This is a genomic window from Streptomyces sp. NPDC006208 (assembly GCF_040613775.1).
Classification (GTDB): domain Bacteria; phylum Actinomycetota; class Actinomycetes; order Streptomycetales; family Streptomycetaceae; genus Streptomyces.
In genome coordinates this window covers 103,601-128,838 of record NZ_JBEXSW010000003.1, presented here as the reverse complement: position 1 = coordinate 128,838, position 25,238 = coordinate 103,601, and the positions used below count along the sequence as shown (strand labels likewise).

Sequence of the window (25,238 nt, the reverse complement as noted above, 5' to 3'; positions counted from 1 at the left end):
GACAATCGCCGCGGGCCCGGTGGCAACGCCGGTGGGCCGCAACCTGATACCCACAGTACGCCCGTCCGCAGGACAGGTTCGTGCCGGGGCAGCCGGCCCCGGCACGCGCCCGACTCAGCCCAGGGGCCGCATCCGGTAGTCGTACGCGTCCGGGAGCGGGTCGTCCGTCAGTGAGCGCCAGACCTCCTCCAGGATCTCCGCGCCCTCGCGCAGGTCCGCCACCTCGAAGCCCTCGTCGAAGACCGCGCGCGCCGCGTCCGGGCGGCCCTCGGCGATGAGCAGGCGGGCGTCGAGCAGGCGGAAGCGGCCACGGGCGCGCACCGTGGGCAGCAGACGGTCCCAGACGGCGCGGGCCGAGGCGACCCGGTCCGCGGCCAGCAGGGCCTCGACGGCCTCCCTGCCGAGCGCCGCCGTCGCCGCGGTCCATGCCTCGCCGTCGTCGCGGCGCTGCGCGCACAGGTCGTCAAAGGCCTCTTCGTACCGTTCGGCCGCCCGGGCCGCGTGGCCGCCCTCCTGGTCCGCGACTGCCAGGCAGCGCAGCATCGGCCAGCGGGACGGAGCTGCCTCGGGCCGGGTGGCCGGGCCCGAGACAGAGGCGGCGAGGCCGCGTTCCCAGCTGCGGACGGCCTGGGCCAGGTCGCCCCCGTGCCACTGGGCGATGCCGAGGTGATACTCGGTCAGCGGTTCGGCGGGCGCGGTCTCGAGCATGTCGCGCCAGTGCGGGGCGACGAGCGAGGGTCCCGGCGGGGTGGCGCCCGGCGGGGCGGGCATGACGCCGGTACTCAGCAACTCCCGCCAGGGTGCTTGCTCCTCACCGAGCGTCGACTCGTCGAACGGGGTACCAGGCAGCTTGTACCCGGCACGCAGCACCTCGAGCGCGCCCCATCCGGAACCGGTCGCGAGCCGCTCCCCCGGTTCGGTGTCCGCGTACGGCCGCCACGCCTCGTACGCGGCATCCACGTCCGCGCGCGGCAGCACCTCGGACAGCCGCGCCTCGACCGCAGCGCGGGCCGCGTCCCAGTCGTCGCCGTGCACGGCCGCGGGGTCTGCGGCCAGCGGCCCGTACGACTCCAGCCAGCTGAACTCGCCTTCCGCTTCCAGGCGCACATGCTCGAGCTGGGTGCGGGCGAGTCCGGCCTGGATCTCGGCGTACCCGACCGTGCCCGGCTCGGTCAGCCACTGCTGCCAGCGCCGCCCGCCGCGCATCGATCCCCACAGGAAGAGCTTGCGGCCGCGCAGCACATCGGTCGACGTCTGCACGAGACCGGCTCCCGCGCCGTCCAGCGAGGCGATCCACTTGCGGGCGTGCTCGGGCACTTCGTAGAAGTAGTCCGCCGGGTACTCGCTGCGCAGCGGGTAGGTGCGGTCCGCGCCGTTGTATTCCGGCACCGGCACGCGGCGCAGGCTGCGCTCGTAGCCGAAGTGCCAGGCCTCGTCGGCCGGTGCGAGCACGCGGGTCGTCGCGTGCTCCTCGACGGCGATGTTGGACCACCAGTAGACGGGCGCGGGCCGATCGTGCGGATTGCGTATCCGTACGCCGACGTGGAGGAAGTCGGAGTCGGCGGGCAGCCACAGATCGACCTGGAAGGGCAGGTCTCTCAGCCGCTCCCACTCCCACAGCCGCACCATCCGACCGCCGTCGGGCGCGGGCACGACCGCTGCGTGCAGTGGGGCGCAGGACAGCGTGGTGTGCCCGGTGGCCCCGATGTTCCACTCGATCCCGCCGGAGTACCACGCGCCGTTGAGGGCGAAGTCGGCGGGCTGGAGGACGGGGTTGCGGTAGAGCAGTTCGCGGTCGGTCGGCTTGTGGTGCAGCGAGTGGACACGGCCACCGAGACCGGGCAGCACGGTGACCCGCAGCCTCTCGTTCTCGATCACGATGGTGTCGAGATCCGTCGGGGTGCGCTCGCGCCCGTACCCGTCGAGCACCGGCACCGGCAGCAGCGCACGCAGCGGCTGGTACCCGATCTGGCGTGCCATGTCCCTCGGCAGGTCCTGTTTGCTCCGCTCGTCGATGACGTGCATTTCGTCGAGCGGACGCAGCGCCGGCAGTGGGTTCGGCGCGCCCAACGGGGCTGCGGGCAGGGTCAGTACAGCACGGCGCACAGTGGTGGCCAAGTCAACCTCGCTTCGCTCGCACGGCCGCCGGCGGCTCCTGTCGGCCGGCGCCCACCGCGACCATGGAACACGGTGGAGGCCGCACTGACCAGGGGTTCCGTGCGTCAGTCTTCGGCAAAGGCCGCCACGATCAGATCGGCGAGCAAAGCCCCCGCGCTGCCGTCGGGGTCGAGATCGGGGTCATAGATGGTGACGTTGAGGCCGACGCACCGCTCGGAGTGGACCAACACCTTGAGCAGCGCGGTCAGTTCGTCCGGAAGCAGCCCGTCCGGGTCGGGGCTGTCGACGGCAGGCATCACGGAGGGGTCGAGCACATCCGCGTCCAGATGCACCCAGAAGCCGTCGAGTTCGGGTGCGTCGAGGGACCGCACGGTGGCGGCGGCGAGGTCGCGTCTCCCCAGGGCCCGACGTGATCAGCCCTGTGGCCTCGGTGCCGTCCATGCCGGGCATGCGGATGTCCGTCACCGCCACGTCGGGCTCGGCGTCCCGGACCAGCTGGACCGCTTCCGCGCCGGTTCCGGCCTCTGCCACAACGTCGATGTCGGGGGTCCCGGACATGCCCGGCGACCATCGGCGGTTCGTGGATCGTGTACGCGGCCTGGCCACTCGCCGCAGCCATCATCGCCATGGCCGCCGTCCGCCGCCGCGACCTGTGAGGTCATCGCGTCATCTCGCGGGTGATGGCCCAGCGTTCGTGATCACGCCAGGCACCGTCGATGTAGAGGAAGTCGGGCGAGAAGCCTTCGAGCCGGAAGCCCGCGCTGCGTACGAGCCCCAGGGAAGCGGCATTGCCGGGCTGGATGTTGGCCTCCAGGCGGTGCAGTCCGAGCGGACCGAAGGCGTGGCCGATGAGCAGCCCGAGGCCCTCCCGCATCAGTCCGCGGCCGGCCGCGTGCGCAAAGGCCCCGTAACCGACCGCCCCGCACTGGAACGCCCCGAGGACGATGTTGTTGATGGTGATGAAGCCGGCCATCCGGCCCGACGGGCGTTCGCAGACGAGGAAACCGGCGCTGGACGGGCGCTCGATCAGCCGCTGGGCGTAGGCGGTATAGGCCTCGGCGGTCAGCGGCGGGAACAGCCAGGGGTGGTGGTGCTGCGTGCTCTGCCGCGCGAGGGCGGTGAACTCCTCGCCGTCGTCGTAGGTGAAGGGGCGTATGCCGACGCGTGCGCCGGTGGCGGCGAAAGGGACAGCGGACGAGGTCTCGGACACCTGATCAGGCTATCGGCGCCGTACGCGAGCCGCAGATCCGCTCACCGCTCCCGCCACCGGAAGAAGAGGCCGCCGCACAGGGCCCCGATCACGAACATCGCGAGCAGGGCCAGATAGAGCGGCATGGTGACGAGGGGGACCAGTAGCCGGATCTCGACCTGGTCGGTGTTCTCGAAGATGAAGACGATCGCCAGGGCCGTGAGCACGATCACGGCGATCCTGGAGGGCGTGAGCCACTCACGCGTGCCGCTTCTCCTCGCGCTGCCCGATGGTGCTTTCTTGGCGGTCATGCGACCAGGATGGCGAGTTCCCGGTCGCATGACCGTCGCAGGCGGGCCGAACGGGTGAGTCGAAGGGGTCGTGCGCTGCACCCTCGTCCTTGTCAGACAAGTTAGGTTTGCTGTCGACACATGAGCCGAGGAGGATCAGTGGCAGCCAGCGGGCAGCAACGCAGACCGGTCGTCGTCCTGTACGAGCGGATCGCGGACGCCATCCACGACGGCACCTATCCGCCCGGATCGACGCTGCCGTCGGAGCCCCGGCTCGCCGCCGAGCTGGGGGTCGGCCGGCCGGCCCTGCGCGAGGCGCTGCTGCTGCTCCAGGAGGACGGACTGCTCTCGGTGCGCCGGGGCGTGGGCCGGACCGTCAGCGACCGGCCGCCGCGGCGCGGCTACGAGCACATCCAGCCGCTGGAGGAACTGCTGTCCTCGGGATCGCCGCTGCGGGTGCGGCCGCTGCTGCGCGCGATGGAGGAGCCGACCGACTTCACCACGCAGCACCTGCTGGCCCCGGCCCGGGCGGAGCTGCGTTTCTGGGAATCATTGCTGGTCGGCGAGGATGCGGCGACGGCACTCAGCCACGAGTGGGCGGCGCAGGACGCGACACTGCAGGCCAGGCACCCGGCCTTCGCGCAGGCCCTGGAGGCGGCGCAGGACGCGCCGGTGTCGATGCTGTCGGTCCTGACGGCTTCCTCGAAGGGCGTGGCCCTGACCGCCCACAGCGCGGTGAGCGCGACCCTCCTGGGCAGGCGCCGCGGCGACCTGCTGGACCGGCCGGCGGACACCCCGGCGGTACTGGTCACACAGGTGGTCCGGGTGGGCGACACCCCGATCCTGGCGGCGAAGCACATGCTCCCGACGGGAGCACCGGCACTGCCGGTGCTCCAGTCGAACTGAGAGAGCGCGGGCCGGCACGGTCGTTGCCCGGCCCGCGCGGTGCGTCTCCCGCCGCCCCGTGCCGTACACTCCCGGGATGCACTTGTCTGACATCCTTCGCGCGCCCAAGGCCGTCCTTCATGACCACCTCGACGGTGGACTGCGTCCGGCCACGATCATCGAGCTGGCCCGCGAGTGCGGCTACCGCGATCTGCCCACCGAGGACCCCGCCGCGCTCGCGGTCTGGTTCCGGGACGCCGCGGACTCCGGCTCGCTGGAGCGTTACCTGGAGACCTTCGCCCACACCTGCGCGGTGATGCAGACCCGCGAGGCGCTGGAGCGCATCGCGGCGGAGTGCGCCGAGGACCTGGCGGCGGACGGTGTCGTGTACGCCGAGGTGCGGTACGCGCCCGAGCAGCACCAGGAGCGCGGGCTGACCCTCGACGAGGTCGTGGACGCGGTCAACGCGGGCTTCCGCGAGGGCGAGCGCCGCGCCGGGGGACGGATCACGGTCCGGGCGCTGCTCACGGGCATGCGGCACACCGAACGCTCCCTGGAGATAGCCGAGTTGACCGTGGCCCACCGTGAGCGCGGGGTCGCCGGATTCGACATCGCGGGAGGCGAGATCGGCAACCCGCCGGCCCGCCATCTGCCGGCCTTCCAGCATCTGAAGCGGCACAACTGCCACTTCACGATCCACGCCGGCGAGGCGGTCGGCGCCGAGTCCATCCACGAGGCCGTGCAGATCTGCGGCGCCGAGCGGATCGGGCACGGCGTGCGCATCACCGACGACATCACGGTGCATGACGACGGCACGGCACGGCTCGGACACCTCGCCTCGTACGTCCGCGACAACGGCATCGCGCTGGAGGTCTGCCCGACCTCCAACCTCCAGACGGGCGCGGCCAAGGACTACGCAACGCACCCGATCGATCTGCTGCGCCGCCTCGGCTTCCGCATCACGCTCAACACGGACAACCGCCTGGTCTCCGGCACCACGATGAGCCAGGAGTTCCAGCACATGGTGGACGCCTTCGGGTACGGCCCCGAGGTCTTCGAGGAGTTCACGGTCGCGGCGATCGAGTCGGCGTTCCTGCCCCTGCCGGAACGGCAGCGGCTGATCCGCGAGGTGGTACGGCCGGGGTACGCGGCGCTCGCCCGCTGACCGGCCCGCCCGCGGCCGGCACCAGGAGATCCGGGCCGCCGGCGAGCGTGCACGTCTCGTCCCGCGTCAAGGACCGGCCGCCTCCACGGCGATCGCGGTGTGCGGGCAGCCCGCACCACGCCGGTGCGGCACGAGATCGAAGTGCACCCACAGCGGGGGATCCGGGCCGGCCCGCAGCCGCCGGCACCGGAACCGGCCCGTGCGCCACCTCAGCGCAGGGCCGGCTCGTCCAGCGTCAGGGTCCGCGCCTCCGCGTCCAGCACCGCCCCGACGCCCAGTGGCATGGTCAGCGTGCTCTCGCAGTGTCCGAAGCCCAGTTCCTCGATCACGGGGACACCGAGTCCCCCGAGCCGGTCGAGCAGTACCGCACGTACCTGCTCGTAGGGCCCGCACTCCGCCCATGACCCGAGGGCGATGCCGGCGACACCGTCCAGCCAGCCGGAGCGCAGGAGTTGGGTGAGGATGCGGTCCAGGCGGTAGTCCTCCTCCCCCACGTCCTCGATGAGCAGCAGCCCGCCGCGGGCGGACGGCCGGGCCGCAGGGGTGCCCAGGTCCGCGGCGAGCAGGCTGACGCAGCCGCCGAGCGTGATGCCCCGGGCCCTGCCCGGCGCCATCGTGCGCGCCGTGTCGAGGCCGAGAGTGCGGACCGATTCGGGTGCGAACAGCGTGGCCCGCAGCGATTCCTGGGTGGCGAGATCCTTGAGGAAGGTCACGGCGCCGACCATGGGTCCGTGCAGGGTGGCCAGGCCCATGCGGACGGCGAAGGCCTCGTGCAGGGCGGTGACATCGCTGTAGCCGACGAAGATCTTGGGGCCGGCGGCCCGAATCGCGGCCCAGTCGATCAGGTCGGCCATGCGCTGGGCGCCGTACCCGCCGCGCGCGCAGATCACCGCCGAGACCGTCGGGTCGCACCAGGCCTCGGTCAGGTCCCGGGCCCGGTCGTGGTCCGTCGCCGAGAGGTACCACAAGTGCGGGTGCTGCTCTCGGACATGGGGCATCACCACCGGCTCCAGGTCCCAGCCGCGCAGGATCTCCAGTCCGGCGTCCAGCCGCTCCCCCGGTACCGGACCGCTCGGCGCGACGACGGCGACCCGGGCACCGGGCCTCAGCCGGGCCGGGCGGAGCAGGGGTGCGAGCGGTGTGAGGGTCACTGCTTGAGCTCCAGCTGCGGGACGTCGGGGCGGGTGATGCCGAAGGTCTGGGCGTACAGCGACAGTTCTGCCTCCAGGGCGCGGACCATGGTGTCGGCCAGGCGGAAGCCGTGTCCCTCGCCCTCGAAGGCGATGTAGGCGTGTGCGATGCCACGCCCGGCCATCTCGGCGAGGAAGCGCTCGCACTGCACGGGCGGGCAGATGACGTCGTCCAGGCCCTGCAGCAGCAGGAAGGGCGCGGTGATCCGCTCGGCGTTGTTCAGCGGTGAGCGTTCACGGTAGCGGGCGGGTACTTGGGGGTCCCTCCCATGCGGAGTCTTGGGGGACAAGGGGCCGACCAGCGACTCCAGGTACCGCGACTCGAAGTCGTGTGTCTCGCCGGTGGCCCAGCCGAGCAGATCGAGGATGGGGTAGATGACCGTGCCGCAGGCGTACACATCGGTGGCGGCGAGGGAGGCGGCGGCGGTCCAACCGCCGGCGCTGCCGCCGCGGATCGCCAGGCGGGCCGGGTCGGCGGTACCTTCGGCGGCCAGCGACTCGGCGACGGCCGCGCAGTCCTCGACGTCGACGACGCCCCACTGCTCGCGCAGCCGGTTGCGGTACTGCCTGCCGTAGCCGGTGGAGCCGCCGTAGTTGACCTCGGCGACGCCGATGCCGCGCGAGGTGAAGTAGGCGATCTCCAGATCGAGGACGAGCGGCACCCGGCTGGTGGGGCCGCCGTGCGCCCAGACGACGAACGGCGGCAGCTCGTCGTCGGGTGCGATCCGGTCGGGGTTGTGCGGCGGATAGACATGGGCGTGGATCTCGCGGTTGTCCGGGCCGGTGAAGGTGCGGATCTGCGGCTCGGGGTAGTACGCGGGGTCCACGGGGTCGTCGTGCGCGCAGCCGATCACCCGGGCCCGGCCGGTGGACGTGTCGAGCTCCACGATCTCGTACGCGCTGCGCGGGCTGGCGGCGACACCGAACACCCGGTCGCCGTGCACGACGAGGGTGGGGGCCCACTCGCTCCACGGTCCCGCCGCGTCGACGAGTTCACCGGACTCCGGGTCCAGGATCCCGAGCGTGGTGGTGCCCGTTCCATGGATGACGGCGATCAGCCCGTTGTCGAGGGGCTGGAACCACTGACGGCCGATCTGCCACAGCGGCCCGCCGAACTCCTCGGCGCGGCCGGGGCACAGGCTCGTACCCGGACCGCTGTCCGGAACGGATGCGTCGAGCCGGATCCGCTGCACTTCCCACCAGTCGGTGCGGTCCGAGACGAAGAGCAGCGAGCCGTCCGGGGCCCACTCGACCTGGGCGACGGACTCGTCCATGCCCCCGGCGACCGGCCGCACGGCGCCGAAGGGGCCGCCCTCGGTCACGTCGCCGATCATGACGACCGTGCCGTCCCAGGGCATCTGCGGGTGGTCCCAGGCGATCCAGGCCGCCAGCCGCCCGTCGGGGGAGATCCGCGGCCCGGTGACGAACCGGTGCCGGTCGTCGCTCAGTTCCCGTACCGCGCCGCGGTCCTCGGCGGCCGCGCCGTCCAGTGGCACGGCGGCGACGACGCGGCGTACGTCGGTGGGTGCCTCGCCGGTGAACTCCTCGAGCACGCACCACACTTCCCCCTGTTCGACGCGCAGCTGCGGGTCGACCCAGCGCAGCCCGCCGCCCACCGGGGACAGGGGCGTGAGCGGCCGCGGCTCGGAACCGGGCACATCGGGCTCGTAGGCGTACAGCCGCTGGTCGGGGAAGTGGACGAAGACGATGAGCGGCCCGCCGCCGTCCGGAGCGCGCTGCGCGCCGGCCCAGGACATGCCGCCGTACTCGATGACCCGGCTGCGGACGTTCCACGGCGCGGGGAGAACCGATTCCTCGGTGCCGTCGGCCCGTCTGCGCATCAGCGCCCGCCGGCCGCCCTCGGCCGGCCGGGGAGCGGTCCACCACACTTCGTCGCCGACCGTGCCGAGACCGTCGGGGCGTCCGTCGTGCGAGGCCGCGAGGGCCGCGTCGATCGGCGAAGGCCACGTTCCGTAGGGACCCGTGGGAACCATGCCGAACCCCCTATGCGGACCGCAGATAGTGGTCGAGGACGTTGACCCCGAAGTGCAGCGCGTCGACCGGGACGCGTTCGTCGACGCCGTGGAACATGGCCGCGTAGTCGAAGCCGGGCGGCAGTTTCAGCGGCGAGAAGCCGTAGCCGGTGATGCCGAGCCGGGAGAACTGCTTGGCATCGGTACCGCCCGACATGCAGAACGGTACGACGTGGCCGTCGGGGTCGAAGCGTTCGATGGCGGCCCGCAGCTTGGCGAAGGTCGGGGAATCGACGGGCGCCTGAAGGGCGATCTCCTGGTGGTGGTACTCCCACTCGACGTCGGGGCCGGTGAGGCGGTCCATGGTCTCGCGGAACTCGTCCTCGCCGCCGGGCACCGTCCTCCCGTCGACGTACGCGGTGGCATGGCCGGGGATCACATTCAGCTTGTAGCCGGCGTCCAGCATGGTCGGGTTGGCGCTGTTGCGTACGACGGGCTCGACGAGCGCGGCGGCCCGGCCGAGCTTGCTCATCAGGGCGTCCACGTCGAAATCCGGGGCATCCACGCCGGCGTCGATTCCGTGCAGTGCGGCCAGCTCGGACAGGGCGGCCCGCACGGTCGGTACCAGCCGCACGGGCCACTCGTGCCCGCCGATCCTGCTGACGGCCTCGGCCAGCCTGGTCACCGCGTTGGAGCGGTTGACCTTCGATCCGTGTCCCGCCCTGCCGTGAGCGGTGAGCTTCAGCCAGGCGGTGCCGCGCTCTCCCGCCGCGATCGGGTAGAGAGCCATTCCGGGGCCGGCGTGGAAGGTGAACGCTCCGGATTCGCTGATGCCTTCGGTGCAGCCGTCGAACAGTCCGGCGTGCGTGCTCGCGAGGAAGTCGGACCCGTCGATCGCGCTCGCCTCCTCGTCGGCCGTGTAGGCGATGACGATGTCCCGGCGGGGCTTGACTCCGGCGCGCTTCCAGGCGCGTGCGACGGCGAGGACCATCGCGTCCATGTTCTTCATGTCGACGGCGCCGCGGCCCCACACCACGCCGTCCCGGACCTCGCCGGAGAACGGGTGGACGCTCCAGTCGTCGGGTTCGGCCGGCACCACGTCCAGATGGCCGTGGACCAGCAGGGCGTCGGCCGACGGGTCGGTGCCTTCGATGCGGGCCACCACATTCGTACGGCCCGGGGTGCGCTCCAGCAGGGCTGGTTCGAGTCCCGCGTCGGCGAGCCGCTCGGCGACGTATTCGGCGGCGGGCCGCTCCCGGCAGTCACCGCCGCCACGGTTGGTGGTGTCGATCCGGATGAGCTCGGAGGTGAAGGTCACCACTTCGTCGAGCGCACGGCTGTCGATGGGGGTCGTCGTCACGTCAGCCATACTGCTCCTCCACCGCTGCGGAGACGATCGTCGTGACCGCCTTGAACGTGCGAATGCCCTCATACATCGTCCCGCTGGTGTACGCGACGCGCCGCTCGGCGGCCGAGCGTTCCACTCCGGGCACCACCGTGGCGGCGGCGGCGAGATGCTCGGCATCGAATTCCAGCTCCACGGTGAACGGCCCGCCCCGGACCGGCTCGTGACGGACCGCGAGCGCCGCGGCCGACGCGGCGGCGGCCCGGATGTCGGCTGCCGTACGGGCCGGGGTGCGGCAGACCGCCGCGTACCGTGAGACATGGTCCTTGACGGCGACCTTGTGTGCCCCGGGCGCGTATCCGAGGGCGTCCTCGCAGGTCAGGTCGTCGCCGGTGACCAGAATGACGGGGACTCCGCACTCGGCGACGACATGGGCGTTGAGCAGGCCCTCGCTCGCCCTGACGCCGTTGAGCCAGACGCCGGTGATGGAGTTGGCGAGATAGGTGTGGGCGAGCACGCCCTCCGTGCCCGCACCGGTGTGGTAGCCGACGAAGGCGATGCCGTCGACGTCGCCGTGCTGCACGCCCTCGACCATGGACAGGGTCTTGTGGCGTCCGGTGAGCATCTCGGCGCGCTCGTCGAGCTGCTCCAGCAGCAGGTTGCGCATGCTCCAGTGCGCCTCGTTGATGAGTACCTCATCGGCGCCGCCGTCGAAGAAGCCGAGAACCGCCGCGTTCACATCGGAGGTGAACAGGGCCCGGCAGCGCTCCCACTGCGGTGTGCCCGGCAGTACGTCGGCGGGCCAGGTCACGCCGGTGGCGCCTTCCATGTCGGCGCTGATCAGGATCTTCACAGCTGTCTCCGTTCCCATCGGCCGCACCGCCCAAGCGCGCCGGAAGCGCAGAGCGTGAGTGTAGACCGGAGGGCAGCTGCTCAACTGTGCGGTTCGCCCCTGGCGGTGATGCCAGGGGCGTCGCTTCGCCGGAATCCGCCGTCTAGCCGAGCACCTTCTCCAGCGAGGCGAGGGCCGACCGGAGTTCCTCCGGCGTGATGGTCAGCGGCGGGGCGATCCGGATGGTGGACCCGTGGGTGTCCTTGACGAGGACACCCTCGCGCATCAGGCGCTCGCTGATCTCCCGGCCGGTCCCGATCCGCGGGTCGACGTCGACGCCGGCCCACAGGCCGCGGGAGCGGAAGCCCACGACGCCCTTGCCGGTCAGGGCGGTGAGACCCTCGCTCAGTACGTCGCCGAGGGCGGTGGCCCTGCGCTGGTACTCGCCGGTCGCGAGCAGGTCGACGACGGCCGAACCGACCGCGGCGGACAAGGGGTTGCCACCGAAGGTGGAGCCGTGCTCGCCGGGGCGCAGCACGGCCATGACCTCGCGCCGGGCGACCACCGCGGAGACGGGCACGATGCCGCCGCCGAGCGCCTTTCCGAGCAGCAGCATGTCCGGGAGGACCGATTCGTGGTCGACGGCCAGGGTGGTACCGGTGCGGCCGAGGCCGGACTGGATCTCGTCGGCGATGAACAGGCAGCCGGTACGGCTGGTGAGCTCACGTACGCCGGTCAGATAGCCGTCGTCGGGGATGATGACGCCTGCCTCGCCCTGGATGGGCTCGATCAGCACCGCGGCCGTCGTCTCGTCCACGGCGGCCTCGATCGCGTCCAGGTCGTTGTAAGGGACCACACGGAAGCCGGGCGCGAACGGGCCGAAGCCGGTGCGGGCCACCGGGTCACTGGAGAAGCCGACGATGGTGGTGGTCCGGCCGTGGAAGTTGCCGTCCGCGACGACGATGGTGGCCCGGTCGGGTGCGACGCCCTTGACCTCGTACGCCCATTTGCGCGCGATCTTGATCGCGCTCTCGACGGCCTCGGCGCCGGTGTTCATCGGCAGGACGGTGTCGAGGCCGGTGAGCCGGGTGAGGCCCTCGGCGAAGCCGGCGAGCCGGTCGTTGTGGAAGGCACGCGAGGTGAGGGTGACCTCGTCGAGCTGGCGGTGGGCGGCGGCGATGAGCTCGGGGTGGCGGTGGCCGAAGTTGAGTGCCGAGTATCCGGCCAGCATGTCGAGGTAGCGGCGGCCTTCGACGTCCTCGACCCAGACGCCCTCGGCGCGGGCGACGACCACGGGCAGCGGGTGGTAGTTGTGCGCCAGTGCGGTGTCCTCGGCGCTGATCAGCTCGGCGGAGGAGCGCTCGGTGCGTACGGGCGTGAGGGTCATGCGCGGATCTCCTGAGTGCAGCACTTGATGCCGCCGCCGGCCTTGTGGAACTCGGACATGTCGACGGGGACGGGTACGTATCCGTGGGTGACGAGCTGCTCGATGAGGGCTTCGGCACGCGGGGCGACGAGGACGTGCCGTCCGTCGGAGACGGAGTTGAGGCCGAAGGCCATGGCGTCCTCCCGGGTGGCGATCACGGCCTGCGGGAAGAGCCGCTGAAGTACCTCCCGGCTGCCCGGGGAGAACGCGTCCGGGTAGTACGCGATGTTCTCGTCGTCGAGGACGAACAGCGCGGTGTCGAGGTGGTAGAAGTACGGGTCCACCAGTTGCAGGCCGACCGTCGGCATGCCGAAGAACTCCTGCACCTCTCGGTGTGCGTCGGGGGTCGTACGGAACCCGGTGCCGGCCAGGATGTGGCCGCCGACGGGGACGAGGTCGCCCTCGCCTTCGCAGACCGTTTCCGACTGGTGGACGTCGAAGCCGGCGGCCTTGAACCACGCGGCGTACAGCGCCTCCTCCGGCCGGCGCTGCGGTGCGTGGAAGCGGGAGCCGAACACCTTGCCCTCGGCGACGAGTACCGAATTGGCCGCGAACACCATGTCGGGCAGGCCTGCTTCGGGCTCCACTGTCTCCACCGTGTGGCCGAGCTCGCGGTAGGTGCCCACGAGGGTGTTCCACTGGGAGAGCGCGAGGTCGAGATCGACTTCCACGTTCTCGCTCATCCATGGGTTGATGGCGTACTGCACGTCGAAGTACCGGGGCTCGCACACGAGATAGCGCCGTGCGCGAGACAGACGGCTGTCTGGCACCGAGTGTTTCCTCCCACTTCCAGGGGACGGCTCAAGGGGTACGACCGGGGACGACCCGGACGTCATCCACGGTAGAAAGCGGGGCTGACCTGCGACAAGAATCAGATCCTGCGCATGTGCGCAGGAATGCTGCGTGAAACGGGCCCTCGGCGATGGATCGTTTCGCCGGTGCGGCTCAGGGACCCGCCGAGCGGCCCCGGTGAACCGATTATCGGATTGAGCACGGGGTCCGGCCCGTGCTACCACTACCGGGTTTACGGATGCCGATCATGATGCACGCGAAGGGCTGGACGACATGGCGCTTGGGGACCTGGTGAAGCTGCGGGCGATGGGGCCTTCGGATGCCGAAGCGCTCTGGCGCTGGAACCACGATCCGGATGTGATGCGCTGGATGGACGACACCTACCCGCAGTCACTCGCCCAGGTCGAGAAGTGGATGACCGAGCGGGCGCGGAACACGTACGCAGACGTGCTGTTCGGCATCGAGGTGCTCGGCGACGGCAAGCTCATAGGTCTCGTCGCACTGCACGGCGCGGAACCGGAGAAGGGCTGCGCCGAGCTCGACATCTACCTCGGCGAAAAGGATTCCTGGGGAGGCGGCTACGCCACCGACGCCATGCGGACGGCATGCCGCTACGGCTTCGACGACATGCGGCTGCACAAGATCACACTGACCGTGGTCACCGAGAACCACGCCGCTCACCGCGTCTACGAGAAGGTCGGCTTCGTCGACGAGGGCAGGCTGCGACAGGTCTTCCGGCGCGAAGGCCAGTGGTACGACATGTTCACCATGGGCCTGCTCGAAGGCGAACTGCGCTGACTGCGCCGGCTCCGGTCAGCCCGAACGGCCGGGCGCGGATACGTCGCCGCCGGGCGCCGTGGCGGCCCGGCCGGCGCCGGCCTCCGGACTGCCGGTGAGCAGGTGGGACAGCACCATGTAGCTGATCGTCTTGCGGATGAACGGCTCGGCCCGGATGCGCTCGAGCACCTCCTCGAAGTGCTCCACATCGGTGGCCCGCACATGCAGCAGCGCGTCGGCGCCGCCGGTCACGGTCATCGCGGCCATGATCTCGGGGTAGTTGCGGACGACTTCGGCCAGGCGCCGGGGCGGGGCGGCGCTGTCGCAGTACACCTCGACATACGCCTCCGTCCGCCAGCCGAGGGCGGCCGGCCGGACCGTCGTCGTGAAACCGGTGATGATGTCGCTCTCGCGCATCCGGTCGACGCGCCGTTTGACGGCGGTGGCCGACAGGCCGATCGCCGCACCGATCTCGGTGAAACTGGTCCGCGCGTTCGCGACCAGGGCGGCCACGATCTTCCGGTCCAACTCGTCGAACGGAACCGACTTGTTCGTCATATTGGTGATCCTTCGGGCGGCCTGGTCGCGCGCGGACCTTACCGGAAGATCGCCATCGCCTGCACTTCAAGGATCGCGTCGTCGGGGTTCCAGTCCTGGACCTTGCCGAGGCACCGGGCCGAGAAGTTGCCCCGCGGCACCTCGTTGCGCAGGCCCTCGGTCGCGCAGGTGACCCGCACCCGCGGCCCCCGGGCGGGGTCGTCGGGGTCCCCGTAAGGTGCGAGGAAAACCGTGGTCTCGGGGGATTCCTCGATCTTGCGGAACCGGCCCCTGATCAGGACGAAGTCCTCGATGTCCCGCAGCCGTACGCTCTGCTGCGACGCCCTGGTCCCGTGCAGCGTCGCAAGTCCCCGCACCAGCGCCGCGTTGCGCCGTACGCTCTGGTTGACGAGGTCGACATGGACGATGACGCCCTTCTCCTCCAGCACGTCCATGATGACGCCGATCACCGAAATGGGTTCGGCCACCTGCATGTACTTGCTGACGATCTCGCTGTTGTCACGCTTGCCGCCGCCCGCGCTCAGCCCGAAGACACTGGCGCGGATGGTGCCGTCCTTGCTGTCGATGGTCCGCTGCTCCACCTCCTTGCGCAGCGCCGCCGCGTGGCCGCGCATCTGGTAGTGGTCCATGACGGACCGGTCGTGCAGATAGAAACAGATGCTGTACGTGAGGTTCTGGCCACCACCGCGCCTGCCGCGGGAGAGCCGGATGACCGCCATGACCAGCAGCGTGACGGCTCCGGCCACCGTCAGCAGCCACAGAAGCATCCAGGGCCACCAGACGCCCCACCACGCCTCACTGAACACACCCACGTATCTCCTTGAAAGCGCTCAGGAGCGACTGGGCGGTGGCGTCGACCATCCGGCCGCCGGTGGCCCGTGCCGCTCGATCGAGTTCCCTGGTGTCCGCCTCCCCGTAGCGGACGGTGTAGGTGCGCACCTCCCGTGCCTCCTGGGGCAGCGCGCCGTGCCTGCGGACAAAGGCGTCGAGGTCCATCCCTGCGTTGTTCTCACCGTCGGTCATGAGCACGATGGAGATGTCCTGTTCCCGCTTCTCACGTACCAGGGAGGTCACTTCACCGTAGGCGTGGTCGAGGGAGGACCAGATGGCCGTGGACCCGGCGAAGTCGTCGGAGGCCACGAAGGAGCGCAGCCGGTCCAGGTCGCGCTGCCCCTCGTAGGTCACGCTGCGCTCGTCCAGCACCCGGCCGCCGAAGCGCATCACGGTGAGCGTCTCGCCCCGGTAGAACCGGACGAACTTGCCGGAGCGCGAGTCGTCCGCCCCGCTGAGCCCGTCGAACGTGGCCCGCAGCTGCGCGATGCGCTCGCCGCGCATCGAACGGGAGAAGTCGAGCAGGAAGACCACCCGCGCTGGACTGTTCCGCTCCGGATCCCCGTAGTCGGCGAGCAGCCGGTCCACGACCTTCTGGTCGGCGGGGAAGTACAGGGCGTTGCCGAGGGGCTCGCGCAGGCCGGCGGTGCGGGGAACAGCCGGATCGATCGGCCGGCGCCGCGTGCGCTCCATGATCCTCTTCTGGACCGTTTCGCTCCTGAGCCAGTCCACCATCCTGTCGTACGCGTTCCGCTCGGCCGAGTCGAGCAACAGCACCGGGTAATCGGAGAGCACCATGCCGTCGTCGGGGTAGACGATCTCCAGCGGCCGGCGCAGCCTGCCGCTCGCGTTGAGCGCGAGCAGTTCGGATTCATAGGTGATCAGGGCGCCCAGTTCGTCCTGGCGGCGTACGAAGCCGCCGGCCAGGCGGTCGGACGAGTCCGCGGTGAGCTCGTGGCCGGCGAAGAAGCCGCGCAGCCGGTCGCAGGAGACGTCCTGGGGGCGCAGCGGGCTGCCCGTGCCGGCCGCGGCGGTCGCGACTCCGACGAGAGCGGCGAGTCCGCTGTTGCTGTGCCGCGGGTCGGCCATCGCGAACTTCAGGGTGCCGTCGGCCGCCGCGTCCGCGGCGTCGGCCCAGGAGATCCGGCCGTCGTTCGCGCTGCGGCGCAGCTGTGCGGCCAGTGCGGGCCGCATCCCGATGACGACGGGCGAGCGCATGATGCCGGTCGCGAGCGGCGGCTCGGCACCCGGCGCGGTCTCCTTCTGCTTGAGCCGCAAGTAGCGGTCGGAGGAGAGCCAGGCGAGATCGTGCCGGTACTTTCCGGAGGCGAGGGCGTTGCTGGCGTCCACGGTGCCCCGGTAGTCGATCTCCAGCCTGATCCCGGTCTCACGGCGCAGATCGTCGAGGACGGGGCCCATGTCGGCAAGTTCCGAACTGGCCAGGACCCTCAGGGTCACGCTCTCGGGCCGGTCCGTGGAGCAGGCCGTGGCCGCGGCGAGCCAGAGGCCGGCCAGGCACAGGGCCACAACGCGCCTTGCCCGGTGGCGGCGCGGGCGCATCAGGGCCGCCCCGGCAGGGGTTCGACGGCGGGGCAGTCGCCGACGATGGAGATCATCCGCTCCAGATGGCGCAGCCGGGGCATCGAGGTCCTGGTGTCGTTGCTCTCCATCGACGGGACGGGGATGTTCCGGTCCCGCAGGAAGCCGGTCAGCTGGTCGCCGGATATCTGGCCCGTCGGATCGAGGATGCGGAAGCCGAGTTCCATGGCCCGTTGGCGTAACTCCGGGTCGGTGGTGATGAGTTCACCGAGCCGGTCGCCGTCGGCGTTGAGCGCGATGAACTGGGGCTGGGTCACCAACCGGCTGGACGGGTACAGCAGCACCCGCTGTCCGTCCAGCTTCTGCGACTCGGCCTGATGGCGCACCTGGTAGCTGAGGTACTGGTGCTCGTACGCCACCACCACAGGGGCGATCGCCTTGCCCTCCGGGGAGATGTAGGTGCGGAAGACATCGGCGGCCGGCAGCCCCTGCTCCATGAGGTGCTTGATCGCCCGCGCCCGCTCGTCCGCCTCCGGGTCCGTGTCCGGCACCTCGTCGCCCTTGCCGTGCCAGGTGAACGCGACCAGCGCCAGATAGGTGCCTGCCGAATTGGAGCCGCACACATCGGGGCTCTGGGTGACGATCCGGTTGGCGTTGGTGATGCCGTGGTCCTTTATCCCGATGTCGTTCCACCGCACCTGCCGGTGGATGTGGTCGAGGAACTTCGGCATGTCCAGCACGTAGTACAGCGGCCCGTCCGGTCCTGCATCACCCTGCGCGGTGGCGATCCCGGCGTCTCGCAGGGTGTCGGCGTATTCGCGGTAGGTGGCGAGCACGATAGGACTGACGAACGGCCGGTGCACCTTGGCGTATTGGTTCGTCGATGCGCGGACGGTGGTGACCAGGTCCCCGGCCGGCTGGCCCGAGGGAAAGACGAAGTCGTACTGGGACATGTCCCGGATCGCCACCTCACGCGACCCTGAGCTGGTGATGTGCACCCGTATGTGATGCTTCATCAGGATGCGCTGGACCTCGGGGTCCTCGAAGAAGTCCCGCTTGGAGGCCATCTTCCCTTCGAGGGTGATGACCCGCTGGAAGGGAAGCAGGATGTTCCCCGAGACCGCCAGCGTGACCGCACTGATCAGTACGGCGGCCAGCAGCGGCACGGCGACGACCAGGAAGCTGCGCCGCGACGACAAGGACGCCGAGCCCTGGCGGATCGCCAGCCGCGGCTCTTCGATGACCGGTCTTTCCCCGATGGCCACGGCCGCCTCCCCCACAGTCCCCCGACCTGTGACTGTCAGCCTGTCGCACCTGGATGGCCTCCCGGGCGCATTCAGCGCAATCCGAGGTGAACACCGGGGTATGCGACGAGGGCACACAGGGCCGACGGGGTCCCGGGTCGGCCCTGGCGGCCCCGTCAGTCCCGTCAGTCCCGTCAGTCCTCGTGGCCGAGCTGCAGGTCACGTTCGGTGCGACCGCCGCCTGCGACCTGCAGAACGGTCGCCACCGGCGGGTAACCGGCGGCGATCACGGTGTACTCGCCGGACGACAGGTCCACGAAACGGAATGTGCCGTCGGGGCCCGTGGTCATGGTGTCCACGACATTGCCCGCCGCGTCGAGCAGGGTGACGCGGGCGTCGTCCACCGGCCGTCCGTCTCCGGCGCGCACCGTGCCGCGCAGCAGGGCGCCGCCGGCCAGTTCGATGTCCTGCCGGGTCTCCCGGGACGCCTGCACGCTCACGGGGTGGGCGGCGGGCCGGAAGGCGGGGGCGCTGGCGGCGAGCGTGTACTCCCCCGCCACCAACTCCGTGATCACATAGCCGCCTTCGCGTCCGCTGCGGGTGGTGGCCACGACTTCGCCGCGGACATCGGTGAGGGTGACCGCGGCGTCCCGCACCGGGGAGCCGTCGGCGGTCACGACCGTCCCGGCGAGACGTCCCGCGCCGCCGAGCACCACGTCGAGTTCGACGGGCCGCTCGCCGACGGTCACGGTGACGGCCTGCGGCTGGTGCCCGCCGGCCGCCGCGATCATGACGTACGAGCCGGATCCGGGCACACTCAGCGCGTACCGGCCGTCCTCGCCGCTCGCGCCCCGGCCGATCTGCCGTCCCGTGACGTCGATGAGCGTGAGCGCGGCACGCGGCACGGTGCTGCCGTCATGGTGCTGCACGGTGCCGCAGACGGGGACTCCGGCGGCGCGGTGGGCGGGGCCCGGCCGGGCGCCTGGTGCGCCGGTGCGCGGGGTGGCGCTGCGGGCGTGCGGGACGGCGGGCTCGGCGGCGTAGGCGTTGTGGGACACCAGCGGTTTCTCCTTGAGGAAGAAGGCGATGAGCAGGCCGAGCACGAGAACCGGCACAAGGTAGAGGAAGATCCGGGGCATCGCGTCCGCGTACGCCTGGACATAGCCGTCGCGGACGGCGGGCGGCATGGCGTGCACCAGCTGCGGAGTGATGGACGCGGGATCGGGGAGGTCCGCTCCCGCGGGAAGGCGGTCGGCGAGGGCTTCGGTGAGCCGGTCGGCGAAGAGTGTGCCGAAGACTGCTGCGCCGACGCTGCCGCCGATCTGCCGGAAGTAGTTGTTGGCGCTGGTGGCGGTGCCGAGGTCGGCGGGTGGCACGGCGTTCTGTACCGCGAGGACCAGTACGGGCAGCACAAATCCGAGGCCCACGCCGAGCACGGCCTGCCAGATGCTGTACTCCAGCCGGGATGTGCCGGCCTCCAGACCGGACAGCAGCCACATGCCGACGGCCGCGACCGCGCTGCCGAGGACCGGGTAGATCTTGTAGCGCCCGGTGTGGCTGATGAGCTGTCCCGAGACGATGGAGGCGACGACGATGCCGCCCATCAGCGGGAGCATCAGCAGGCCCGATTCGGTGGCGCTGGCGCCGTCGACCATCTGGAGGAAGGTCGGCAGATAGCTGGCCGCGCCGAAAAGTGCGACGCCGATGACCGCACCGACGAGGGAGGTGACGGTGAAGACGGAGTCTCGGAACAGCCGCAGCGGAATGATGGGTTCGGGTGCGAAGTGCTCGACGACCAGGAAGAGCAGGGTGCTTGCGGCTGCCCCGGCGGCGAGCGACAGGATGACCTTCGAGTCCCATGCGTACTGCGTGCCGCCCCAACTGGTGAGCAGGACCAGGCAGGTGGAGGCAGCGGCGAGGAACAGTGCGCCGAAGACGTCGAGCCGGGCGCGGGCGGCAGGCTTGGGAAGCTTGAGGGCCAGGGTGACCACGAGCAGGGTGACCAGGCCGAAGGGGACGTTGAAGTAGAAGCACCAGCGCCAGGAGGCGTGATCGGTGAAGAAGCCGCCCAGCAGGGGGCCGGCGACGGAGGCGAGTCCGAATGCGGCCCCGATCAGTCCCATGAAGCGGCCACGCTCCCGGGGCGGGACGATGTCCGCGATGATCGCCTGCACGCCGATCATGAGCCCGCCGGCGCCCGCGCCCTGGAGGGCACGGAAGGCGATCAGCTGGTCCATGGTGCGTGACCAGCCGGCCAGTGCGGAGCCGACGACGAAGACGACGATGGCGAACTGGAAGACGCCCTTGCGGCCGAAGAGATCGCCGAGTTTGCCGTAGACCGGCAGGCCGATGGTGGCGGTGAGCAGATAGGCGGTGATCGCCCAGGGCATCCGGTCCAGGCCCTGCAGCTCACCGACGATCTTCGGCAGAGCGGTGGCGACGATCATCTGCTCCAGCGCGGCGAGCAGCAGCGCGAGCATCAGAGCCATGAAGACCAGGCGTACGCGGCGGGGACTGCGCGCGTCGGGGGCCTCGGTCGCGGGGGCTGCGGGTGGCGTGGCCGCCGGTGCGGCCTGCTCGTCCTTCACCAGTGTGCTGCCGCCCACGGATCTGTCTCCCCTCGTCGCCTGCGCGCCGCCATTCTCCGCATTACGCACCAAGAGGGAGCAAGCCGGGCGACGGCACGCCCGTGACCGGACGGAGGGGTCAACTGGTGTTGCGGGGGGCGCGTTTCAGGCGCTCATCAGGAGCTTTCCCGCGGCGCCGGGTGCGCGGGGCGCACGAGACGCCGCGGGGAAAACCACTCGATCCGGTGAGTGTGCTTCTCTACTTCTCGACTTCGGCGGCGAGCCTGGCGAGCACGGCGTCATAGATCCGGCCGAGGCCCTTGGGGGCGAAGGTCCGCTCGAAGAAGCCGCCGATGCCGCCGGCGCCGTTCCACACGGTGGTGACGACGGCCCGGGACTTGCCCTCACCGGCCGGGGTGACGGTCCAGGTGGTCACCATCGAGGAGTTGCGGTCCTTCTCGACGAGCTGCCCGTCGGTGGGCTCGGTGACCTCGAGCAGGCAGTCACGGATGCGCTTGCTGGTCGCCTGGAGCTTCCAGTGGACGAGCGTGCCCTCACCGTCGCCGCCCTCGCGGACCTCGTACTCACTGAAGTGCTCGGTCAGGAGCTTCGCGCGGGTGTTCTCGTAGTCGGCCACGGCATCGAACACCGTCTCCGCGTCAGCCGCGATGATCCGCTCCGTGGTGGCCTCGACCTGCGCCATTCCTGTTCCTCCAACAATCGCTCCGAACGGGGTACGGCAAGCCAACCACCCCGCGAGCCCCCTCCCAAATCAAGCGGCTGACGCGGTCCCGGCCGTACGAGGAAGCACGAGGCGGCACGGGGCAGCACGCCATGGGTCGAGAAGCAAGCGACCGGAAGCAGGTCCGGCGCGGTGCGCGGCCTCCGATCAGGGGCAGCGGTCCGCAAGGACACAGAACTCGTTCCCCTCCGGGTCGGCAAGTACGACCCAGCTCGCATCGCCTTGGCCGACGTCGGCGTATCGGGCACCCAGGTCGAGCAGGCGACGGACCTCTTCGCCCTGCTCCCTGTCGGTCGGGTTGACGTCGATGTGGAGCCTGTTCTTGACGATCTTGCCCTCGGGCACGTGCGCGAAGGTCAACCTCGGTGGCACTGGGCCAAGGCGGTTCCTGCCTTCCGGCACCGCAGGGGAGCCAATAATGACGATTCCGTCGCCTTCGTCCTGCACCTCGTAGTCAAGGACCGCGCACCAGAACCGGGCGAGACCGCTGGGATCGGCACAGTCGATCGCAAGCTCGGTGAACTTACTGGTCATGTCAGGACCTTCCAGTCACGTAGCGGGTCCGCCGAAGGTCACACGCTAACCGCAGTGTTCGACGGCGAGGTGGGCCGCACGTGGTGTGCGTTCGTCGAGGGCCTGGTGGGGGCGCAGTGTCATCCCACCGTCCTTCCCGACCCCCTCGACTCAACCCCCTGCCGGAAAGTTGGCTCACTCCCAGCACGATCATGGGAACGTATGTTCTATTCTGTGGCCAGTGCTACCGAGGAGGCGTCCATGCGCTGGGACAATCTGGTCGACAACCCCGCCGCAACCGGGGACACCGCGCTTTTCGGCACGTCCGCGGTGACCACCCGTACGTTCGACACACCTGAATTCCGCGGCATCACCTTCCACGAGATCCGGGCCCGCTCGATCCTGAACCGGGTACCGGGAGCCTCACGGATGCCGTTCGAATGGACGGTCAATCCCTACCGGGGCTGCACACACGCCTGCGTGTACTGCTTCGCCCGCAAGACCCACAGCTACCTGGACCTCGACACCGGAATCGGCTTCGACTCCCAGATCGTCGTGAAGATCAACGCACCTGAGCTGCTGAGCCGGCAGCTCGGCTCCCGGCAGTGGCACGGCGCGCACATCGCGATGGGCACCAATGTGGACTGCTACCAGCGGGCGGAGGGCCGCTACCGGCTGATGCCGGGCATCCTCACGGCGCTGCGCGACCATGCGAATCCGTTCTCCATCCTCACCAAGGGCACGCTGATCCTGCGCGACCTGGAGCTGCTCCGGCAGGCTGCCGAGGTCACGGAGGTCGGCGTCTCGGTGTCGGTGGGCTTCGTCGACCAGCAGCTGTGGCGCACCGTCGAACCGGGCACCCCCTCCCCCGAGCGCCGTCTCGACGTGGTGCGCACCCTCACCGACCACGGCATCGGCTGCGGGGTCTTGATGGCTCCGGTGATCCCGTTCCTCGGCGACCATCCGGACCAGCTTCGTGCGACGGTCCGCGCGATCGCCGCCTCGGGGGCGACATCGGTGACTCCGCTCGTACTTCATCTGCGCCCCGGCGCACGCGAGTGGTTCATGGCCTGGCTGCGCGAACACCATCCGCATCTGGTGGCGCGCTACGAGCGGCTGTACGCGGAGGGGTCGTACGCGCCCAAGTGGTACCAGCGACGGATCACCCGCCATGTCCATGAACTGGCCACGGAGTTCGGCATCGGCCCGTCGTCGGGCCGGACAATGCCGCGCCGGATCCCGGCCCGCCCGGTGCCGGACACCGTGTCACCGGAGCCGACCCAACTGACCTTGCTCTGAGCCGGACATCCGCCGGCCGGTCAGACGGCATGCACCGGCCGGACCGACCAGGTGGACCGGGCCGTGCCGGACGGACAGGCCGTGCCCGGTGGGCGGGCGGCTGTCAGTGGCGTACGCGAGGATGAGCGGTGACCGACGAGGGCCGGCTGCCTGGGGAGGGTGCCGCATGGGGATCTGCGTACGGGAGACGACCGTCGACGACTGCGAGGCCGTCGCCGTGGTCCGGGTGCGCGGCCGGCAGTACGCGTACGCCGGGCTGATGCCGCAGTCGTTGGGACTGGCGGCGGGAACAGCCTGCCACAGCCGCGAGGGCGAACGTGAGGGGAACGAGGGCCAGGACTGCACGACAGGAACGCAACGCGAGCCACCCCAACACATGCCACAGGACATCAGCCTGACCGGCCTGCCGGCTCAAGCGGGCTCGTAGGCCAGGGTCGTCCGTACCGGATCGGGCGGGTACGCGCCGGACGCCGCTCACACGGCAGGGGCCCATCGGGCCGAGCCGGTGTCGTAGTCGTAGACGGGTCGGCCCCGGATGCCGCTCGTTCGGAACGGACGGCCGTGGTCGTCGATGCGTACCGTGCCGGCTCGGCCGCCGCTGCTCCAGGCCAGCTCCAGGTACCAGTCGCAGTCACAGGAGACCGCTCGGCCGGTGACCAGCAGTACCTCGGGATCGGTGACCGAGATCTTGTACGGGAAGGACACGGCGGGGATCGGCTCGCCGGAGTCGTTGCCGGCGACGGAGCGGGCGAGCGGACGGGGTTTGTCGAGGTCGACGTCGAACAGGCGGGGTGTGAGCGAGCCGCCGCAGCCGGAGCTCATCCGGTAGACGTTGTGGGCCGGCGGCGTCCGCCTGGCGAGCACACGGACCCGCAGCTCCTGCAGGACCACCGCCTTGTCGCTCCTGCCCTGCACGGTGATCCGTACGAAGGTGTCGCCGCCGTGCACCGCGCCGACGGACCGCGCCCAGGGCGCGGCGTCCGACGCGGCGGGCGGTGGTGGCACGGCAGATGGTCCGCGGTCGACCAGATAGGCGTGGTCGCAGCCGTTCTGCCAGACATGCTGATCGGTGGTCCAGGTGAATGGCGTGCCACTGCCACCAGGGCGGGCGGTCGTGGTGGGGCGGGGAGCGGGCTCGGCGGGAGCAGGGCTGTGCGGACCCGCGCTTGCGGACAGCCCGTCGACCGGGCCCGACGCGGTCGCGTCCGGCGAGGCGGATCCCTTGCGTAAGGCCGGAGCGGAGCGGGAGCCCGTGGTGTCGCCGCCGGGCCGCTGCGCGGTGGTGTCCTGTCCGCCGGACTCCCGGAGTGGGGACCGGTCGACGGCCAGCAGCAGGACGAGCGACGCGACGAGGGAGGTGACGAGGGCGGCACCATAGGCGGCGCGGCGGCGTCCCGGTGAGCGGGGCGCGACAGGGAGTTCGGCCGGTCCTGCGGCCGGGGCGGGCGGCCCCTGGTCGCGCCCGCCGCCGAGCACGAACGTGGTCGTTGCGTCGGCGGCGTCGTCGGCATGGTCGGTGGCGGCATGCGCACCCGCGCGAGCGGCCTCGGACGCATCCGCGCCCGCGCCGGGATCCATGGGCGAGCCGTCCTTCGTCTCCGCCGCCTGGCCCGTGACCGGGTCCGCCACGCCCTCCTCGCCGGCCGGGTCCCCGTCACCGGTCGGTGCCCGTCCCACCCCGTTGTTCTCCTGGCGGCTGCTTCGCTCCACGTCGGCCCGGAGCCAGAGCCGGTGCAGCGCGAGCAGTTCCTCGCCCCGGCAGCCGCACAGCCGGGCCAGGCGTTCCACCGGGGCGAACTCCACCGGCACCGTCTGCCCGGCGCAGTAACGGTGCAGCGTCGATGCGCTGACTCCCACCCGGCGTGCCAGCGCGCCGTAGCTGCGGCCCGATGCGTCACGGATCTCCCGCAGCCGCCGCGCGAACGCCTCGGTCTCCCGCGCTGTGCTCACGACATCCACTCCC

22 protein-coding genes and 1 pseudogene are annotated in these 25,238 nt (G+C 70.7%); 5 read left to right on the top strand and 18 right to left on the bottom strand.

The features are described 5' to 3' along the window. Positions 1–114 precede the first annotated feature (114 nt). The 4 genes and pseudogenes from ABZ208_RS03255 to ABZ208_RS03240 form a co-directional block, all read right to left on the bottom strand. On the bottom strand, positions 115–2,118 hold the full coding sequence (locus tag ABZ208_RS03255; protein WP_356907849.1) for a DUF5107 domain-containing protein: 2,004 nt from the start codon (positions 2,116–2,118) through the stop codon (positions 115–117). A gap of 104 nt (positions 2,119–2,222) precedes the next feature. Beyond that, a pseudogene (locus ABZ208_RS03250) lies at positions 2,223–2,625 on the bottom strand (arginase family protein); the annotation flags it as partial. Positions 2,626–2,776: 151 nt separating this feature from the next. Beyond that, positions 2,777–3,328 (bottom strand): GNAT family protein, encoded by a 552-nt coding sequence (locus ABZ208_RS03245; protein WP_356907848.1) that lies wholly within the window; start codon positions 3,326–3,328, stop codon positions 2,777–2,779. 41 nt (positions 3,329–3,369) lie between these two features. Further along, positions 3,370–3,618 (bottom strand): LapA family protein, encoded by a 249-nt coding sequence (locus tag ABZ208_RS03240; protein ID WP_356907847.1) that lies wholly within the window; start codon positions 3,616–3,618, stop codon positions 3,370–3,372. A gap of 138 nt (positions 3,619–3,756) precedes the next feature. On the opposite strand from ABZ208_RS03240, the gene ABZ208_RS03235 reads away from it, so the two are divergent. Continuing rightward, entirely contained in the window at positions 3,757–4,503 is a 747-nt protein-coding gene (locus tag ABZ208_RS03235; protein ID WP_356907846.1) for a GntR family transcriptional regulator, read from the top strand. Between the two features lie 76 nt (positions 4,504–4,579). After that, on the top strand, positions 4,580–5,647 hold the full coding sequence (locus tag ABZ208_RS03230; protein WP_356907845.1) for an adenosine deaminase: 1,068 nt from the start codon (positions 4,580–4,582) through the stop codon (positions 5,645–5,647). A 209-nt stretch (positions 5,648–5,856) separates the two neighbouring features. On the opposite strand, the gene ABZ208_RS03225 is transcribed toward ABZ208_RS03230, so the two are convergent. From ABZ208_RS03225 to ddaH, 6 genes are all read right to left on the bottom strand, one after another. Beyond that, positions 5,857–6,798 (bottom strand): LD-carboxypeptidase, encoded by a 942-nt coding sequence (locus ABZ208_RS03225; protein ID WP_356907844.1) that lies wholly within the window; start codon positions 6,796–6,798, stop codon positions 5,857–5,859. Beyond that, positions 6,795–8,831, bottom strand: a complete 2,037-nt coding sequence (locus ABZ208_RS03220; RefSeq protein ID WP_356907843.1) for a prolyl oligopeptidase family serine peptidase — start codon at positions 8,829–8,831, stop codon at positions 6,795–6,797. The genes ABZ208_RS03225 and ABZ208_RS03220 overlap by 4 nt, the downstream gene beginning before the upstream one ends. A 10-nt stretch (positions 8,832–8,841) precedes the next feature. Then, positions 8,842–10,179 carry a M20/M25/M40 family metallo-hydrolase gene (locus tag ABZ208_RS03215; protein WP_356907842.1) on the bottom strand — a complete coding sequence of 446 codons (1,338 nt, stop codon included), beginning with the start codon at positions 10,177–10,179 and terminating at the stop codon, positions 8,842–8,844. After that, on the bottom strand, positions 10,172–11,008 hold the full coding sequence (locus ABZ208_RS03210; RefSeq protein ID WP_356907841.1) for a M55 family metallopeptidase: 837 nt from the start codon (positions 11,006–11,008) through the stop codon (positions 10,172–10,174). Before ABZ208_RS03210 ends, ABZ208_RS03215 begins: the two co-directional genes overlap by 8 nt. 142 nt (positions 11,009–11,150) lie before the next feature. Further along, positions 11,151–12,374, bottom strand: coding sequence for an ornithine--oxo-acid transaminase (gene rocD / locus ABZ208_RS03205; RefSeq protein ID WP_356907840.1), 1,224 nt, complete (start codon positions 12,372–12,374; stop codon positions 11,151–11,153). Continuing rightward, positions 12,371–13,183, bottom strand: a complete 813-nt coding sequence (gene ddaH / locus ABZ208_RS03200; protein ID WP_356907839.1) for a dimethylargininase — start codon at positions 13,181–13,183, stop codon at positions 12,371–12,373. Before ddaH ends, rocD begins: the two co-directional genes overlap by 4 nt. Before the next feature lie 295 nt (positions 13,184–13,478). Between ddaH and ABZ208_RS03195 the strand changes: the two genes are divergently transcribed. Continuing rightward, on the top strand, positions 13,479–14,003 hold the full coding sequence (locus tag ABZ208_RS03195) for a GNAT family protein (RefSeq protein WP_356907838.1): 525 nt from the start codon (positions 13,479–13,481) through the stop codon (positions 14,001–14,003). 15 nt (positions 14,004–14,018) lie between these two features. On the opposite strand, the gene ABZ208_RS03190 is transcribed toward ABZ208_RS03195, so the two are convergent. The 7 genes from ABZ208_RS03190 to ABZ208_RS03160 form a co-directional block, all read right to left on the bottom strand. Further along, complete coding sequence (locus ABZ208_RS03190) at positions 14,019–14,540, bottom strand: Lrp/AsnC family transcriptional regulator (RefSeq protein ID WP_356907837.1); 522 nt, start codon at positions 14,538–14,540, stop codon at positions 14,019–14,021. Between the two features lie 38 nt (positions 14,541–14,578). Further along, entirely contained in the window at positions 14,579–15,352 is a 774-nt protein-coding gene (locus ABZ208_RS03185; RefSeq protein WP_356907836.1) for a hypothetical protein, read from the bottom strand. Next, on the bottom strand, positions 15,336–16,898 hold the full coding sequence (locus ABZ208_RS03180; protein WP_356907835.1) for a VWA domain-containing protein: 1,563 nt from the start codon (positions 16,896–16,898) through the stop codon (positions 15,336–15,338). Before ABZ208_RS03180 ends, ABZ208_RS03185 begins: the two co-directional genes overlap by 17 nt. Positions 16,899–16,930: 32 nt before the next feature. Next, positions 16,931–18,175: a hypothetical protein gene (locus ABZ208_RS03175; RefSeq protein WP_356907834.1), complete on the bottom strand. Its 1,245-nt coding sequence runs from the start codon at positions 18,173–18,175 to the stop codon at positions 16,931–16,933. A 173-nt stretch (positions 18,176–18,348) separates the two neighbouring features. Continuing rightward, entirely contained in the window at positions 18,349–20,760 is a 2,412-nt protein-coding gene (locus ABZ208_RS03170; protein ID WP_356907833.1) for an MFS transporter, read from the bottom strand. 220 nt (positions 20,761–20,980) lie between these two features. Further along, positions 20,981–21,424: an SRPBCC family protein gene (locus tag ABZ208_RS03165; protein ID WP_356907832.1), complete on the bottom strand. Its 444-nt coding sequence runs from the start codon at positions 21,422–21,424 to the stop codon at positions 20,981–20,983. Between the two features lie 186 nt (positions 21,425–21,610). Continuing rightward, positions 21,611–21,997 (bottom strand): VOC family protein, encoded by a 387-nt coding sequence (locus ABZ208_RS03160; protein ID WP_356907831.1) that lies wholly within the window; start codon positions 21,995–21,997, stop codon positions 21,611–21,613. A gap of 240 nt (positions 21,998–22,237) precedes the next feature. Between ABZ208_RS03160 and ABZ208_RS03155 the strand changes: the two genes are divergently transcribed. Beyond that, the gene (locus ABZ208_RS03155; protein ID WP_356907956.1) at positions 22,238–23,275 is read left to right on the top strand and encodes an Rv2578c family radical SAM protein; all 1,038 of its coding nucleotides are present in this window, start codon (positions 22,238–22,240) and stop codon (positions 23,273–23,275) included. A gap of 166 nt (positions 23,276–23,441) precedes the next feature. Continuing rightward, positions 23,442–23,702 carry a hypothetical protein gene (locus ABZ208_RS03150; protein ID WP_356907830.1) on the top strand — a complete coding sequence of 87 codons (261 nt, stop codon included), beginning with the start codon at positions 23,442–23,444 and terminating at the stop codon, positions 23,700–23,702. Between the two features lie 47 nt (positions 23,703–23,749). Here the strand turns inward: ABZ208_RS03150 and ABZ208_RS03145 are convergent, their stop codons facing one another. Then, positions 23,750–25,225 carry a helix-turn-helix transcriptional regulator gene (locus ABZ208_RS03145; protein ID WP_356907829.1) on the bottom strand — a complete coding sequence of 492 codons (1,476 nt, stop codon included), beginning with the start codon at positions 25,223–25,225 and terminating at the stop codon, positions 23,750–23,752. Between the last annotated feature and the right edge of the window lie 13 nt (positions 25,226–25,238).

What these genes read in the sequence shown, in the direction of transcription:
- rocD (WP_356907840.1), bottom strand. Translation starts at nt 12,374, where the DNA reads ATGACCCTCACGCCCGTACGCACCGAGCGCTCCTCCGCCGAGCTGATC.
- ABZ208_RS03195 (WP_356907838.1), top strand. Translation starts at nt 13,479, where the DNA reads ATGGCGCTTGGGGACCTGGTGAAGCTGCGGGCGATGGGGCCTTCGGAT.
- ABZ208_RS03190 (WP_356907837.1), bottom strand. Translation starts at nt 14,540, where the DNA reads ATGACGAACAAGTCGGTTCCGTTCGACGAGTTGGACCGGAAGATCGTG.
- ABZ208_RS03230 (WP_356907845.1), top strand. Translation starts at nt 4,580, where the DNA reads ATGCACTTGTCTGACATCCTTCGCGCGCCCAAGGCCGTCCTTCATGAC.
- ABZ208_RS03155 (WP_356907956.1), top strand. Translation starts at nt 22,238, where the DNA reads ATGCGCTGGGACAATCTGGTCGACAACCCCGCCGCAACCGGGGACACC.
- ABZ208_RS03220 (WP_356907843.1), bottom strand. Translation starts at nt 8,831, where the DNA reads ATGGTTCCCACGGGTCCCTACGGAACGTGGCCTTCGCCGATCGACGCG.
- ABZ208_RS03150 (WP_356907830.1), top strand. Translation starts at nt 23,442, where the DNA reads ATGGGGATCTGCGTACGGGAGACGACCGTCGACGACTGCGAGGCCGTC.
- ABZ208_RS03240 (WP_356907847.1), bottom strand. Translation starts at nt 3,618, where the DNA reads ATGACCGCCAAGAAAGCACCATCGGGCAGCGCGAGGAGAAGCGGCACG.
- ABZ208_RS03160 (WP_356907831.1), bottom strand. Translation starts at nt 21,997, where the DNA reads ATGACCAGTAAGTTCACCGAGCTTGCGATCGACTGTGCCGATCCCAGC.
- ABZ208_RS03165 (WP_356907832.1), bottom strand. Translation starts at nt 21,424, where the DNA reads ATGGCGCAGGTCGAGGCCACCACGGAGCGGATCATCGCGGCTGACGCG.
- ABZ208_RS03215 (WP_356907842.1), bottom strand. Translation starts at nt 10,179, where the DNA reads ATGGCTGACGTGACGACGACCCCCATCGACAGCCGTGCGCTCGACGAA.